General features: G+C 70.1%; 9 protein-coding genes. All 9 read left to right on the top strand.

Annotated features, from left to right (window positions below; translation table 11 throughout):
• Positions 1-58: 58 nt before the first annotated feature.
• The 9 genes from ACIQWA_RS12945 (at position 59) to ACIQWA_RS12905 (ending at position 14,762) form a co-directional block, all read left to right on the top strand.
• Positions 59-2,632, top strand: a complete 2,574-nt coding sequence (locus ACIQWA_RS12945) for a SpoIIE family protein phosphatase (protein ID WP_402481551.1) — start codon at positions 59-61, stop codon at positions 2,630-2,632.
• A 93-nt stretch (positions 2,633-2,725) separates the two neighbouring features.
• Complete coding sequence (locus tag ACIQWA_RS12940; RefSeq protein ID WP_402481549.1) at positions 2,726-4,576, top strand: ABC transporter family substrate-binding protein; 1,851 nt, start codon at positions 2,726-2,728, stop codon at positions 4,574-4,576.
• 286 nt (positions 4,577-4,862) lie between these two features.
• Positions 4,863-6,767 carry a translational GTPase TypA gene (typA, locus tag ACIQWA_RS12935; RefSeq protein ID WP_360230920.1) on the top strand — a complete coding sequence of 635 codons (1,905 nt, stop codon included), beginning with the start codon at positions 4,863-4,865 and terminating at the stop codon, positions 6,765-6,767.
• A gap of 432 nt (positions 6,768-7,199) precedes the next feature.
• A complete protein-coding gene (locus tag ACIQWA_RS12930) occupies positions 7,200-8,855 on the top strand; it encodes an ABC transporter substrate-binding protein (RefSeq protein ID WP_402481546.1) in 1,656 nt (551 codons plus the stop codon).
• Between the two features lie 141 nt (positions 8,856-8,996).
• Positions 8,997-9,923: an ABC transporter permease gene (locus tag ACIQWA_RS12925; RefSeq protein ID WP_402481543.1), complete on the top strand. Its 927-nt coding sequence runs from the start codon at positions 8,997-8,999 to the stop codon at positions 9,921-9,923.
• The gene (locus ACIQWA_RS12920; RefSeq protein ID WP_402481541.1) at positions 9,916-10,857 is read left to right on the top strand and encodes an ABC transporter permease; all 942 of its coding nucleotides are present in this window, start codon (positions 9,916-9,918) and stop codon (positions 10,855-10,857) included. Before ACIQWA_RS12925 ends, ACIQWA_RS12920 begins: the two co-directional genes overlap by 8 nt.
• A 19-nt stretch (positions 10,858-10,876) precedes the next feature.
• Positions 10,877-11,929 (top strand): ABC transporter ATP-binding protein, encoded by a 1,053-nt coding sequence (locus ACIQWA_RS12915; protein ID WP_360230912.1) that lies wholly within the window; start codon positions 10,877-10,879, stop codon positions 11,927-11,929.
• Positions 11,922-12,938, top strand: coding sequence for a dipeptide ABC transporter ATP-binding protein (locus tag ACIQWA_RS12910; protein WP_360230910.1), 1,017 nt, complete (start codon positions 11,922-11,924; stop codon positions 12,936-12,938). Before ACIQWA_RS12915 ends, ACIQWA_RS12910 begins: the two co-directional genes overlap by 8 nt.
• Positions 12,939-13,136: 198 nt before the next feature.
• The gene (locus tag ACIQWA_RS12905) at positions 13,137-14,762 is read left to right on the top strand and encodes an ABC transporter substrate-binding protein (protein WP_360230908.1); all 1,626 of its coding nucleotides are present in this window, start codon (positions 13,137-13,139) and stop codon (positions 14,760-14,762) included.
• The last annotated feature ends 37 nt before the right edge of the window (positions 14,763-14,799 follow it).

The following is a 14,799-nucleotide window of genomic DNA, read 5'->3' as shown; positions in this document are numbered from 1 at the left end:
CGGTCCGTTGAACAGCACTCCGGCGCGGAATGCGCCGAGCAGCAGCGGTCATGCCGCTGTGCCCGGGCAGGCCGGTTCCCCGCACCTGCCCGTACCGGCACCACCGGCCCGCGCCACCGCCGGCCCGGGCCGCGACGACCGCGCCGCGGCCCACCCGGCGGCCGAACCCCGGTCCTGGGGCGGCGGGGACCCGGGCTCGATCTACGACTACATCCGGGTCGCCACCTTCGCGATCGGCCCCGACGGCCGGATCAGCCAGTGGAGCGAGCGCGCCGCCGAGTTCTTCGGCGTCCCCGCCGCCGAGGCCGTGGGCGCCGACCCGATCAGCACCTTCGTCCCCCGCGAACTCTGGCGCCGCGGCCGCGCCCGGCTGGAGCGCACCCTGGCCGGTGAGGAGTGGGTCGGCACCACCCCCTACCGGGACGCCGCCGGCGGCGAGGGACTCGCCGAGCTCTACCTGATGCCCGACAGCGCCCTGCCCACCGCGGGCGCCACCTGTCTGGCGGTCGACCTCGGCCGGCTGCGCCGGATCGAGACCGACCTCGCCGCCTCCGAGGCCGTCTTCGGGCAGACGCCCACCGGCTTCGTGCTCTTCGACGACCGGCTGCGGCTCCAGCGGGTCAACGACGCCTTCGCCTCCGGGATGGGCCTGGTGCCCACCGACCTGGAGGGCCTCACCCCGCACGACCTCTTCCCGCCGTCCGAGGCCGACCGGCTCAGCGCCGCCCTGCGCAAGGTCCTCGCCACCGGCGAGCCCGTCTTCGACCTGCGCTTCCACAGCGCCGTCCCGACCCGCGAGGGCAACCGGCTCTGGGCCGTCTCGCTGTACCGGCTCAACGGCTCGGCCGGGCAGCCGATGGGCGTGGCCGGACAGGTCTCCGACGTCACCAGCCGGCACGTCGCCGAGCGCGAGGCCGACGGCGTGCGCCGCAACCTCGCCCTGCTCAACGAGGCCAGCGCGCACATCGGCTCCACCCTCGACCTGGAGACCACCGCCAAGGAACTCCTGGACGTGGTCGTCCCGCCGTTCTGCGACCTCGCCACCGTCGACCTGTACACCGCGCTGCTCTCCGGCGAGACCGTCCCCAGCGCCGGCCGCCTCGGCGACACCGTGCTCACCGACGGCAGCGGCGAACTGCGCCGGGTCGCCGTCTCCAGCGTCATCGGCGGCGCCTCCTCGGTGCTCGGCTCGGTCACCGGACTGCCCATCGCCGAAGCCGGTGGCACCCTCTGCTACCCGCGCCGCTCCCCGCACGCCCGGGCGCTGCGCACCGGCCGCAGCGTCGTCCCCGAGCCCGGCCGCGACCCGCTGCTGCGCTCCACCCTGATCGTCCCGCTGGTCGCCCGCGACCAGGTGCTGGGCCTGGTCCAGCTCTCCCGGGCGATCGGCAGCGAGCCCTTCGACGCCCGCGACGTGGCGATCGCCGAGGAACTGGTGGCCCGCGCCGCCGTCTGCATCGACAACGCCCGGCTCTACCGCCGCGAGCACGAGCGGGCGCTGATCCTCCAGCGCAGTCTGCTGCCCCCGGGCAACCCGGCCGCCAGCGGCCTGGAGATCGCCTGCCGCTACCTGCCCAGCAACAACAACACCGAGGTCGGCGGCGACTGGTTCGACGTCATCCCGCTGCCCGGCAACCGCACCGCCCTGGTCATCGGCGACGTGATGGGCCGCGGTCTGCGCGCCGCCGTCGCGATGGGCCAACTGCGCACCGCGGTACGGACCCTGGCCATGCTCGACCTCGACCCGGCCGAGGTGCTCGGCGCGCTGGACGAGATCGCCCGCGGCCTCGGCGACGACTCCGTCCCGGTCGGGCCGCCCACCGCGTACGGCCGGCTCACCTCGACGGCCGACGAGGAGGCCCGCGAGGTCTACCTGGCCACCTGCGTGTACGCCGTGTACGACGCCGTCACCCGACGCTGCATGTTCGCCAACGCCGGCCACCTGCCGCCCGTCCTGCTCAGCCCCGGCGAGCCCGCCCGGATGCTCGACGTGCCGCCCGGCCTGCCGCTCGGCGTCGGCGGCGAGCCCTTCGAGGAGGTCGAGCTGACCCTCCCGGACGGCGCGGTGCTCGGCCTCTACACCGACGGCCTGGTGGAGAGCCGCAAGCACCAGCTGGACGAGGGCCTGCGCGCCTTCCGGGCCGCGCTCAGCGACCGCGGCAAGGGCCTGGAGGACCTCTGCGACCACGTTCTCGGCGAGCTCGACCCGCACCACGGCGAGGACGACATCGCCCTGCTGATGGCCAAGGTGCACGCCTTCCCCGAGGACGCGGTCGGCAACTGGTTCCTCCCGCCCGAGCCGACCTCCGTCGCCAAGGCCCGTGAACTGGCCTGTAGTTGGCTGCTCGCCCGGGGGCTGGACGAGCTGGTCGACACCACCGAGCTGCTGGTCAGCGAGCTGGTGACGAACGCGCTCAAGCACGGCCGGGGCGAGATCCGGCTGCGGCTGCTGCGCGAGCGCAGCATGGTCTGCGAGGTCTGGGACGACGGCTACGCCCAGCCCCGGCAGCGGCGCGCCCAGGAGACCGACGAGGGCGGGCGCGGCCTGCAACTGGTCAGCCTGCTGGCCGAGCGCTGGGGCAGCCGGCGCACGCCCAAGGGCAAGATCGTCTGGTTCGAGCTGGCGCTGTAGCGCCCGGCGGGGCTGGGCCGTACGGGTGCAGTCGCCCGGCGGCCCGCCGTGTCGGCGCGGGCCGGGCGGGGCGGGCGGCGTTCGATGGCCGCCATGCGTGTCCGCCAGCTCACCGCCGCAGCCGCCGCACTGCTGCTCTCCGCCGGGCTCGGCGGCTGCTCCGACGACCAGGGCCGCGGCCCCTCGCCCGTACCGGCCCGGGCCGAGCCCACCGCCACCACCGGGGACGTCCGCGCCGCCGACCGCGGCGCCGTCCGGGACGGCGGCACGCTGCACTGGGCGCTGGACGGCGTCCCGGCCACGCTCAACGTCTACCAGCGCGGGGCGGGCGCCGACTCGGCGCTGCTCGCCCACGCGCTGTACCCCTCGCTGTTCCGGCCCGACGAGCACGGCCGGCTCGTCCCGGACCCGGACTACCTGGTCGGCGCCGAGTCCACCCCGCCCGGGCAGCAGCCGCAGGTGGTCACCTACCGGCTCAACCCGCAGGCCGTCTGGACCGACGGCACCCCGCTGTCGGCGGCCGACCTCAGTGCCCAGCGGGCCGCCCTGTCCGGCCTGGACCCGGCCTACCGGGGCGGGCCGGCGGCCGGGTACGAGGCCATCGACTCGGTCGCCCAGGGCGCCGACCCGCACGAGGTCAAGGTGACCTTCCGGCGGCCGTACGCCGAGTGGCGGGCCCTGTTCGGGCCGCTCTACCCGGCCGCCGAGACCGCCACCCCGGCGGCCTTCAACCGGGCGCTGACCGGCACCGGCCACCTGAGTGCCGGGCCGTACGAGCTGACCCGGTACGACGAGGACGGCGGGCGGGTCACGGTGGAGCGCAACCCGCTCTGGTGGGGGGACCGGCCGAAGACCGACCGGATCGACTTCCTGGCCGCGCCGCCCGAGCGGCGGCTGGACGCGCTGGACCAGGGCCGGCTGGACGTCGCCCCGCTCACCGCCGCGGTGGACCAGGCGGTGCCGCCGCCCGCACCGTCGCCCTCGGCCGCACCGTCGTCATCGCCCTCGCCCTCGGCCGTACCCTCGCCCTCGCCGTCGGGCAAGGGCGGTTCCGCGACGGCCGCCGCCCCGCCCGAGGCGGTGCCCGAGGCGGCGGTGCTGGCCCTGCGGCGGGCCGAGTCGCTGCCCGGGGTCACCGTGCACCGGGCGGCCGCCCCCTCGCTCACCCAGCTCACCCTCAACGCCGCCCGCGGCCCGCTCGGCGACCCGGCGGTGCGGCAGGCGGTGGCCCGGGCGGTGGACCGGCGCTCGGTCGCCGAGGCCGCGCTCGGCCCGCTCGGCCTGCCCGGCGCCCCGCTCGGCAGCCACCTGCTCGCCGGGGACCAGGAGGGCTACCGGGACGACAGCGCCGCGATCGGACCGGCCGACGCCGCGAAGCTGCTGGACGGGGCCGGCTGGAAGCTGTTGCACGGGGGCACCCGGACCAAGGACGGCAAGGAGCTCGCCCTCACCCTGCTCGTCCCGGCCGGCTCCGCGACCGCCCGGCGCACCGCCGACGCGCTCGCCGTGGACCTCGGCGCGTTCGGCATTGCGATGAGGACGCGGACCGTGCCGGCCGACACCTTCGTCCCGGAGCAGCTGGCCGACGGCGACTACGACCTCGCGCTGTTCTCCTGGCCGGCCGGCCCCAGTCCGGCCGTGGAGCAGCGCGCCGCCTACGCCAAGCCCCGGCCGGACGCCGACGGCACGCTCGAGTCCCGCGGCAACTACGGCCGCAGCGGCACCGAGGAGATCGACCGGCTGTTCGACCGGGCGGCCGGCGAACTCGATCCGGCGGCCCGGCTGGACCTGCTGCAGGAGGCGGACGTCCGGATCTGGCAGCTCGGGCACTCCGTCCCGCTCTACCAGCGGCCGGAGCTGGTGGGGGTGCGGACCGGCGTGGTCGGGGCGGGGGCCTTCGGCTTCGGCTGGCCGCGCTTCCAGGACGTGGGCTGGAGCCGGTAGCGGGGCCGCGCGGCCCGGGCCGCCGGAGCGCGAACGGGGGGTGTCGGAACGCGACCGCGGGGTGAAGGGCGCGTGACTCGTCTGTGATCTTGGTCCCGCCCGACCTGCTCGTTTCTGCCCCCTTGGGCGCTTCCCCGTACCATAGGGAAAAGCCGAGGCATGTCCAGATGCCCGGCGGGTGGACCGGTAGTAGCAGGCGGAACGGGTGGCGCGGCCGAAGGGCCGCCGATGCGCGTCTCGCGGCCGGGCCCGCCGTAACCCACGATTCCGGGAGAATCCGCTAGGCATGCCCACGCGCAACGACATCCGTAACGTCGCCATCGTCGCCCACGTCGACCACGGCAAGACCACGCTGGTCGACGCCATGCTCAAGCAGGCCGGCGCCTTCGCGGCCCACCAGCAGCTCGACGACCGCATGATGGACTCGAACGACCTGGAGCGCGAGAAGGGCATCACCATTCTCGCGAAGAACACCGCCGTCAAGTACCACCCGAAGGATGGTGGCGCGCCGATCACCATCAACATCATCGACACCCCGGGCCACGCCGACTTCGGTGGCGAGGTCGAGCGCGGTCTGTCGATGGTGGACGCGGTCGTGCTGCTGGTCGACGCCTCCGAGGGCCCGCTGCCGCAGACCCGCTTCGTGCTGCGCAAGGCGCTCTCGCAGCGCCTGCCCGTCATCCTGTGCATCAACAAGACGGACCGCCCGGACTCCCGGATCGACGAGGTCATCAACGAGACCTACGACCTGTTCCTGGACCTGGACGCGGACGAGGAGCAGATCGAGTTCCCGATCGTCTACGCCTGTGCGCGTGACGGCGTCGCCTCGCTGACCAAGCCGGAGAACGGCACCGTTCCGGCGGACAGCACCAACCTGGAGCCGTTCTTCTCCACCCTGCTGGAGCACGTCCCGGCCCCCAGCTACGACGTGGACGCGCCGCTCCAGGCCCACGTCACCAACCTGGACGCCGACAACTTCCTCGGCCGCATCGCGCTGCTGCGCGTCGAGCAGGGCGAGCTGCGCAAGGGCCAGACCGTGGCCTGGATCAAGCGCGACGGCACGATCCAGAACGTGCGCATCTCCGAGCTGCTGATGACCGAGGCGCTCACCCGCAAGCCGGCCGAGATGGCGGGCCCGGGTGACATCTGCGCCGTCGCCGGCATCTCCGACATCATGATCGGCGAGACCCTGGCCGACCCGGAGAACCCGATCGCGCTGCCGCTGATCACGGTGGACGAGCCGGCCATCTCGATGACCATCGGCACCAACACCTCCCCGCTCGTCGGCCGCGGCGGCTCGGGCAAGGGCGCGGACGCCAAGTCCGGCGTCAAGGTGGACCGCAAGGTCACTGCCCGCCAGGTGAAGGACCGCCTGGACCGCGAGCTGATCGGTAACGTCTCGCTGCGCGTCCTCGACACCGAGCGCCCGGACGCCTGGGAGGTGCAGGGCCGCGGTGAGCTGGCGCTGGCCATCCTGATCGAGACCATGCGCCGCGAGGGCTTCGAGCTGACCGTCGGCAAGCCGCAGGTCGTCACCAAGGAGGTCAACGGCAAGACCCACGAGCCGGTCGAGCGCCTCACGGTGGACGTGCCCGAGGAGCACATGGGTGCCGTCACCCAGCTCATGGGCGTCCGCAAGGGCCGGATGGACAACATGTCCAACCACGGTTCGGGCTGGGTCCGGATGGAGTTCGTCGTGCCGTCCCGCGGCCTGATCGGCTTCCGTACCGAGTTCCTCACCAGCACCCGCGGCACCGGCATCGCCCACTCGATCCACGAGGGCCACGAGCCGTGGTTCGGCCAGCTGACCACCCGCAACAACGGCTCGCTGGTCGCCGACCGCGCCGGTGTGGTCACCGCCTTCGCGATGACCAACCTCCAGGAGCGCGGCGTGCTCTTCTGCGAGCCGGGCACCGAGGTGTACGAGGGCATGATCGTCGGTGAGAACTCGCGCTCCGACGACATGGACGTGAACATCACCAAGGAGAAGAAGCTCACCAACATGCGGTCCTCGACCGCCGACGTGGCCGAGTCGATCGTCCCGCCGCGCAAGCTCTCGCTGGAGCAGTCGCTGGAGTTCTGCCGCGAGGACGAGTGCATCGAGGTGACCCCGGAGACGGTTCGCATCCGTAAGGTCGTGCTGGACCAGAAGGACCGCGGACGTACCGCCTCGCGCGCCAAGAAGGCGTGATCCGGACGGCTTGACCGGCCTTTGGCCGGAATGCTTCGCCCCCCTTTCCGATGGAGAGGGGGGCGAACTTTTTCAACTACTCCAAGTTGTCGGGGCCGCTATTAACGGAATAGCGCTCATCACACCCAGGTGTCCGCTGAGCGAACGTGACAGTTCGTCATCCGTGACGACTGTCCGTTTGGTGCCTGTCTGGCTATGTCTCATATGTCCGGTTTTCGAAACTTACCGACTGTTCATGTGACCTAATTGAGATCGTCACTGGTCACTTTCGTGTCCGTGCGTGACGGATAGTGGGTGCAGTCAGGCTCGGGTCAAGGGTGAACGCGCAGGGGTGCGCGCCGAAACCACGAGCGCGGACGGCATTGCGGGCCCGGTGACAACCGATCCGTGGTGCCCTCCTCGTCGCAAACGTCGAATTCAGGAGGCACACCGATGCGTGGTGTGAGCCAGGCCAAGTGGGTTGTCGCAGCTGTCGCTGTCGCGCTCGCCGCGACTGCTTGTAGCAGCAGCGGCAGCAGCGACACCTCCGGCGGGAGCTCGGACAGCGCCGCGGTCGACCCCTCGGGCACGTTCAGCTTCCAGAGCGCGGAGCCGCAGCGCCCGCTGCAGCCGGCCAACGCCATGGAGAACCAGGGCGGTCGCATCGTCAAGCAGCTCTTCACGGGCCTCGTCGACTACGACCCCGCGACCGGTGCTCTTCGCAACCAGGTGGCCGACAAGATCGAGACCACCGACGCCAAGAACTACACCGTCACGCTGAAGTCCGGCTGGACCTTCCACGACGGCACCCCGGTCACCTCCAAGTCCTTCGTGGACTCCTGGAACTGGTCCGCCAACACGGCCAACAACCAGATCAACTCCGACTGGTTCTCGGACATCGTCGGCTACGACGCCGTCCACCCGGAAAAGGGCGACCCGACCGCCAAGGAGATGTCCGGCCTCAAGGTCGTCGACGACACCCACTTCACCATCGAACTGTCGCAGCCCGTCTCGTACTTCACGTACAAGCTCGGCTACTCGGCCTTCTTCCCGCTCCCCACCGGGTTCTTCGCGGACCCGAAGGGCTACGGCGAGAAGCCGGTCGGCAACGGCCCGTACCAGTTCGTGTCGTGGGAGCACAACAAGGCCATCACGCTCAAGGCCTACGACAAGTACAGCGGCACCAACAAGGCGAAGAACGGCGGGATCGTCTTCCGCGCCTACACCTCGCCCGAGGCCGCGTACAAGGACCTGATGTCCGACACCCTGGACGTGCTGGACCAGGTCGACTCGACCGACCTGCCCAAGTACAAGGACGACCTGGGCAAGCGCGCGATCGACCAGGCCCAGGGCGCGATCCAGAACATCTCCTTCGCGCTGTACAACGCGGACTGGTCCTCCATGGACAAGGACAAGGCCGCCAAGGTGCGCCAGGGCCTGTCGATGGCGATCGACCGCGACACCATCACCAAGACCGTGCTGAACAACAGCCGTCAGCCCGCCGACTCGTTCGTGGCGCCGGGCGTCATGGGCTACAAGGCCGGCGTCTGCGGCGACGCCTGCAAGTACGACCCGGCGAAGGCCAAGCAGCTCATCACCGAGAACGGCGGCGTTCCCGGCGGCAAGATCACCATCCTGTACAACTCCGACGGTGGCCACAAGGAGTGGGTGGACGCGGTCTGCAACTCGATCCGCCAGGCGACCGGCGTCGAGTGCCTCGGTGACCCGAAGCCGGACTTCAAGACCTCGCGTGACATCGTCACCAAGAAGCAGGTCCAGAGCATGATGCGGACCGGCTGGGTGCAGGACTACCCGCTGAACGCCAACTTCCTGCGGGACGTCTACGGCACCGGTGCCGCCGCGAACGACGCCGGCTACTCCAGCCCGGAGTTCGACAACCTGGCGAAGCAGGCCGACGCGGCCACCACGGTCGAGAAGACCGCCGAGCTCTACCAGCAGGCCGAGGCCGTCCTGGCCAAGGACATGCCGGCGATCCCGCTCTGGTACTACAAGACCAACTCGGGCTACTCGAACAACGTCCAGAGCGTGAAGTTCAACTCCTTCGGCGACCCGGTCTACACCGACGTCGAGGTCAAGAAGAAGAAGTAATCGGTCGGCACCGCCTGACCCGGTGACAACGGCCGGTGCCCGTCCCATCCCCACAAGGGCGAGGACTGGCACCGGCCGTTGGCACGCCGACTTATCTCTTGCCGGGTTGACGGGCCCGGCAGAGCCATACATGGAGGCACGATGGGGCGCTTTGTCGCGAGGCGACTGCTCCAGATGATTCCGGTGTTCCTCGGAACGACCGCACTCATCTTTTTCATGGTGCACTTGCTGCCCGGTGACCCGCTGGCGGCACTGTGGGGCGACAAGGCGCCGGACCCGGTGCAGCTCGCAGTGCTGAAGCATCAGCAGCACCTGGACGAGCCGCTGGTCCAGCAGTACCTCTCCTACATGGGGGGCCTGCTCACCGGTGACTTCGGCAAGGCACTGGACGGACGTCCGGTGCTCGACAAGATCACCGAGGCGCTCCCGGTCACGGTCCGGCTGGCGCTGTTCGCGTTCGCCATCGAGATCGTGGTCGGCATCGGCATCGGCCTGTTCGCGGGTCTGCGCCGCGGCAAGCTCTTCGACAAGGGCGCGCTGGTCTTCACCCTGCTGCTGATCTCGATCCCGGTCCCGGTGCTGGGCTTCCTGTTCCAGACGGTCTTCGGCATCAACCTCAAGTGGGTCACGCCGACCGTCCAGCACAGCGACGACATCACCCAGCTGGTGCTGCCGGCCGTCGTGCTCGGCTCGCTGTCGCTGGCCTACGTCGCGCGCCTCACCCGTACCTCCATCGCCGAGAACATCAAGGCCGACTACGTCCGCACCGCGGTGGCCAAGGGCCTGCCGCGCCGGAAGGTCATCGGCACCCACCTGCTGCGCAACTCGCTGATCCCGGTGGTCACCTTCCTCGGCACCGACCTCGGCGCCCTGATGGGCGGTGCGATCGTCACCGAGGGCATCTTCAACGTCCAGGGTGTCGGCCACGCGCTCTACCAGGCGATCAACATGAAGGAGGGCGCGACCGTCTCCGGCTTCGTGGCCTTCCTGGTGCTCGTCTACCTGGCCGCCGGCCTGATCGTCGACCTGCTTTACGCGGTCCTGGACCCGAGGATCCGGTATGCCTGACCTGACCGAGAAGAAGACGGCCGGGAAGATCCCGGCCCAGACCACCGTCGCGCCGGTCGCCAAGCCGGAGAAGCCGCGCAGCCTCGGCTCCGACGCCTGGCACGACCTCCGGCGCAAGCCGATCTTCGTGCTGTCCGCGCTGCTGATCCTGCTGCTGATCGTGATCGCGATCGCCCCCGGGCTGTTCACCTCGGTGGACCCGCGGGCCGGCGACCTGCGCAACCACTTCCACACGCCGCCGAACTACAGCCACTTCTTCGAAGGGGACTGGTTCGGGTACGACGGCCAGGGCCGCAGCATCTACGCCCGCGTCATCTACGGCGCCCGCGCCTCGGTCGTGGTCGGCATCTGCGTCACCGTCGGTACGGCCGTCATCGGCGGCATCACCGGCATGCTCGCCGGCTACTTCGGGGGCTGGATCGACACGATCATCTCCCGGGTCACCGACATCTTCTTCGGCATCCCGCTGCTGCTCGGCGCGCTGGTGATCCTGAACGCCTTCCCCACGCGCACGATCTGGAGCGTGGTCTTCGCCCTGGTCGCCCTGGGCTGGACCCAGATGACCCGTGTCATGCGCGGTTCGGTGATCACGGTCAAGCAGTCCGACTTCGTGACGGCGGCCCGGGCGCTCGGCGCCAGCACCAGCCGGATCATGTTCCGGCACATCCTGCCGAACGCGATCGCCCCGGTGATCGTGGTCGCCACCATCGCGCTCGGCGGCTTCATCGCCCTGGAGGCCACGCTGAGCTTCCTGGGCATCGGTCTGCAGGACCCGACCATCTCCTGGGGCATCGACATCAACTCGGCCCAGAAGCTGATCCGTACGGCGCCGTTCGCCCTGTTCTTCCCCGCAGGCATGCTGAGCCTCACCGTGCTGGCCTTCATCATGCTCGGCGACGCGGTCCGCGACGCCCTCGACCCGAAGCTCCGCTGAGAGAAGAGGTGACGACCCGATGACCACCGTGATCGAGAAGAACAACCAGAACAAGGACCGTCTCGAAGTCGGAACCCCGCTCCTGGAGGTCAAGGACCTCCACGTGGAGTTCCACACCCGGGACGGGATCGCCAAGGCCGTGAACGGCGTCAACTACTCCGTCTCGGCCGGCGAGACCCTCGCCGTCCTCGGCGAGTCCGGCTCCGGCAAGTCCGTGACGGCCCAGACCATCATGGGCATCCTGGATATGCCCCCGGGCAAGGTGACCCAGGGCGAGATCCTGTTCCGCGGCCAGGACATGCTCAAGATGAGCAACGAGGAGCGGCGCAAGATCCGCGGCCGGAAGATCGCGATGATCTTCCAGGACGCGCTGTCCTCGCTCAACCCCGTGCTCAGCGTGGGCTATCAGCTCGGCGAGATGTTCCGGGTGCACGAGGGCGCCTCCAAGGCCGAGGCCAAGGCCAAGGCCGTCGAGCTGATGGACCGGGTGCGCATCCCCGCCGCCAAGCAGCGGGTGAACGACTACCCGCACCAGTTCTCCGGCGGCATGCGCCAGCGCATCATGATCGCCATGGCGCTGTCGCTGCAGCCCGACCTGATCATCGCCGACGAGCCCACCACCGCCCTGGACGTCACCGTCCAGGCCCAGGTGATGGACCTGCTGGCGGAGCTCCAGGCCGAGTACAACATGGGCCTGATCCTGATCACCCACGACCTCGGCGTGGTCGCCGACGTCGCGGACAAGATCGCCGTGATGTACGCGGGCCGGATCGTCGAGACCGCCCCGGTGCACGAGCTGTACGCGAAGCCCGCGCACCCGTACACCAAGGGCCTGCTGCGCTCGATCCCGCGCCTGGACCAGAAGGGCCAGGACCTGTACGCGATCAAGGGCCTGCCCCCGAACCTGCTCAAGGTTCCGGCCGGCTGCGCGTTCAACCCCCGCTGCGACGTCGCCACCGACCTGTGCCGCACGGAGGTCCCGCTGCTGCACCACGTGACCGACGAGGACGGCACGGAGATCACCGGCCGCCGCAGCGCGTGCCACCTCTGGAAGGAGACCCTCCATGGCTGAGAACATCCTGGAGGTCAAGGACCTGGTCAAGCACTACCCGCTGACCCAGGGCGTCCTGTTCAAGAAGCAGGTCGGCGCGGTCAAGGCCGTCGACGGCATCAGCTTCGACCTCAAGAAGGGCGAGACGCTCGGGATCGTCGGCGAGTCCGGCTGTGGCAAGTCCACGCTGGCCAAGGTGCTGATGAACCTGGAGCGGGCCACCTCCGGTCAGGTGCTGTTCAAGGGCGAGGACATCTCCACCCTGGGCGGCGCGGCCCTCAAGGCCGTCCGCCGCAACATCCAGATGGTGTTCCAGGACCCGTACACCTCGCTCAACCCGCGGATGACGGTCGGCGACATCATCGGCGAGCCCTTCGAGATCCACCCCGAGGTGGCACCCAAGGGCGACCGCCGCAAGGCCGTCCAGGACCTGCTGGACGTCGTGGGTCTGAACCCGGAGTACATCAACCGGTACCCGCACCAGTTCTCCGGCGGCCAGCGCCAGCGCATCGGCATCGCCCGCGGCCTCGCGCTCAAGCCGGAGATCATCATCTGCGACGAGCCGGTCTCGGCCCTGGACGTGTCCGTCCAGGCGCAGGTGATCAACCTGCTGGAGCAGCTGCAGGGCGAGTTCGGCCTGTCGTACATGTTCATCGCGCACGACCTCTCCATCGTCCGGCACATCTCCGACCGCGTCGGCGTGATGTACCTGGGCAAGATGGTCGAGATCGGCTCCGACGAGGAGATCTACGAGAACGCCACCCACCCGTACACCCAGGCGCTGCTGTCGGCCGTGCCGGTGCCGGACCCGACGGCGCGCGAGAACCGCGAGCGGATCATCCTGACCGGGGACATCCCCTCGCCGGCCAACCCGCCGTCCGGCTGCCGCTTCCGCACCCGCTGCTGGAAGGCGGAGGAGCGCTGCGCGGAGGAGATCCCGCTGCTGGCGATCCCGACCACGCTGGAGGGCCCGGCCGCCCACGAGTCGGCCTGCCACTTCGCCGAGGTCCGGGAGTCGGCCGCGGCCTGACGTCCCGTACGCACCAGGAAGGGTCCGCGGCTCCGGCCGCGGGCCCTTCCGGCGTTCCGGGCGCCGGGGAGGATCCGGCGCCGCGTCAACTCGGTAGGGGGGTCACGGCACCCGTCCGGGTGCACCCGGCTCGCGCCGTCGCCGGGGCGCGCTTCTCATGGGGTGTGATGCGACACACACCCCTGAGGAGGGACCTCCATGCCCGTAGCCGCCCGTGCTCGCCTGGTCCTCGCCGCTGCGACGTCCGTGGTCCTGGTGGCCACCGGGTGCAGCAGCAGCGGGGGAGGCGGTGGCAGCAGCTCGTCGGACGCCGGCAAGACGTTCAGCTACCAGAGCAATGAGCCGCAGAACCCGCTGCAGCCCGCCAACGCCAACGAGGTGGGCGGTGGCCGCATCATCCAGAACCTGTTCAAGGGGCTGGTGGACTACGACCCCAGCACGGCGAAGATCCGGATGCAGGTCGCGGACAAGATCGACACCAGTGACTCGCAGACCTTCAACATCACCCTGAAGGACGGCTGGAAGTTCCACGACGGCACCCCGGTGCACGCCAAGAACTTCGTGGACGCCTGGAACTGGGGCGCCAACCCGGCCAACGCCCAGATCAACAGCTCCTGGTTCTCCGACATCGAGGGCTACCAGGACGTCCACCCGGCCACCGGCAAGGCGACCACGGACAAGATGTCCGGCCTGACCGTCACCGACGACCTGCACTTCACCGTCAAGCTCAGGAACAAGGTCTCGTACTTCGAGTACAAGCTCGGCTACATCGCCTTCTCGCCGCTGCCGGACGCCTTCTACTCGGACCCGGCCGGGTACGGGCAGAAGCCGGTGGGCAACGGCCCGTACCAGTTCGTCAGCTGGTCGCACAACACCGAGGTGGTCACCAAGACCTTCCCGGACTACCAGGGCGTGGACAAGCCGAAGAACGGCGGCATCGTCTTCAAGATGTACACCACGTCCGAGGCCGCCTACGCGGACCTCCAGTCCAGCAACCTCGACGTGATGGACCAGGTGCCGCCGTCGGCGCTGGCCAACTACAAGAACGACCTCGGCGACCGGGCCATCGACGCCCCGCAGGGTGCGATCCAGAACATCGGCTTCACGCTCTACCAGGCCGACTGGTCCTCGCCGGACAAGGCGAAGGTGCGCCAGGGCCTGTCGATGGCGATCGACCGGGACGTCATCACCAAGACGGTGCTCCAGGGCTCCCGCAAGCCCGCCACCGCCTGGGTCGCCGAGGGCGTCGAGGGCTACAAGGACGGCGCCTGCGGCGACTTCTGCAAGTTCGACGCGGCCAAGGCCAAGCAGCTGATCCAGGAGGGCGGCGGCGTCCCCGGGAACAAGCTGCTGATCACCTACAACGCGGACGGCGGCCACAAGGAGTGGGTCGACGCCGTCTGCAACTCGATTCGGCAGAGCACCGGCGTGGACTGCCTGGGCGACCCGAAGCCCGACTTCAAGACCGCCCGCGCGGCGATCACCGCGCACCAGCTCAACGGCGCCTTCCGCACCGGCTGGGTGCAGGACTACCCGCTGAACGCCAACTTCCTCTCCGACGTCTACCGCACCGGCGCGGCCTCCAACGACTTCGGCTACAGCAACCCGCAGTTCGACGACGCCGCCACCAAGGCCGACGAGGCCGCCAGCGTCGCCGACACGGTGACCGGCTACCAGCAGGCCGAGGCGGTGCTGCCGAGCGGCATGCCGGCCATCCCGCTCTGGTACTACCGCACCAACTCGGGCTACTCGAACAAGGTGCAGAACGTGAAGTTCGACTCCTTCGGCAACCCGGCCTGGACCCAGGTCGAGGTCAAGGGCTGACCCGCCCCCCACGCGGCCCCGTCCTCCCCGCACGGAG

This window comes from Kitasatospora sp. NPDC098652, from assembly GCF_044760155.1.
In the GTDB taxonomy this organism is placed as follows: domain Bacteria; phylum Actinomycetota; class Actinomycetes; order Streptomycetales; family Streptomycetaceae; genus Kitasatospora.
This window is presented reverse-complemented; position numbering and strand designations above follow the sequence as displayed.

Bases quoted from the DNA above. Each gene is read 5' to 3' on its own strand.
- typA (WP_360230920.1), top strand. From the start codon at position 4,863: ATGCCCACGCGCAACGACATCCGTAACGTCGCCATCGTCGCCCACGTC.
- ACIQWA_RS12915 (WP_360230912.1), top strand. From the start codon at position 10,877: ATGACCACCGTGATCGAGAAGAACAACCAGAACAAGGACCGTCTCGAA.
- ACIQWA_RS12920 (WP_402481541.1), top strand. From the start codon at position 9,916: ATGCCTGACCTGACCGAGAAGAAGACGGCCGGGAAGATCCCGGCCCAG.
- ACIQWA_RS12940 (WP_402481549.1), top strand. From the start codon at position 2,726: ATGCGTGTCCGCCAGCTCACCGCCGCAGCCGCCGCACTGCTGCTCTCC.
- ACIQWA_RS12930 (WP_402481546.1), top strand. From the start codon at position 7,200: ATGCGTGGTGTGAGCCAGGCCAAGTGGGTTGTCGCAGCTGTCGCTGTC.
- ACIQWA_RS12905 (WP_360230908.1), top strand. From the start codon at position 13,137: ATGCCCGTAGCCGCCCGTGCTCGCCTGGTCCTCGCCGCTGCGACGTCC.
- ACIQWA_RS12925 (WP_402481543.1), top strand. From the start codon at position 8,997: ATGGGGCGCTTTGTCGCGAGGCGACTGCTCCAGATGATTCCGGTGTTC.
- ACIQWA_RS12910 (WP_360230910.1), top strand. From the start codon at position 11,922: ATGGCTGAGAACATCCTGGAGGTCAAGGACCTGGTCAAGCACTACCCG.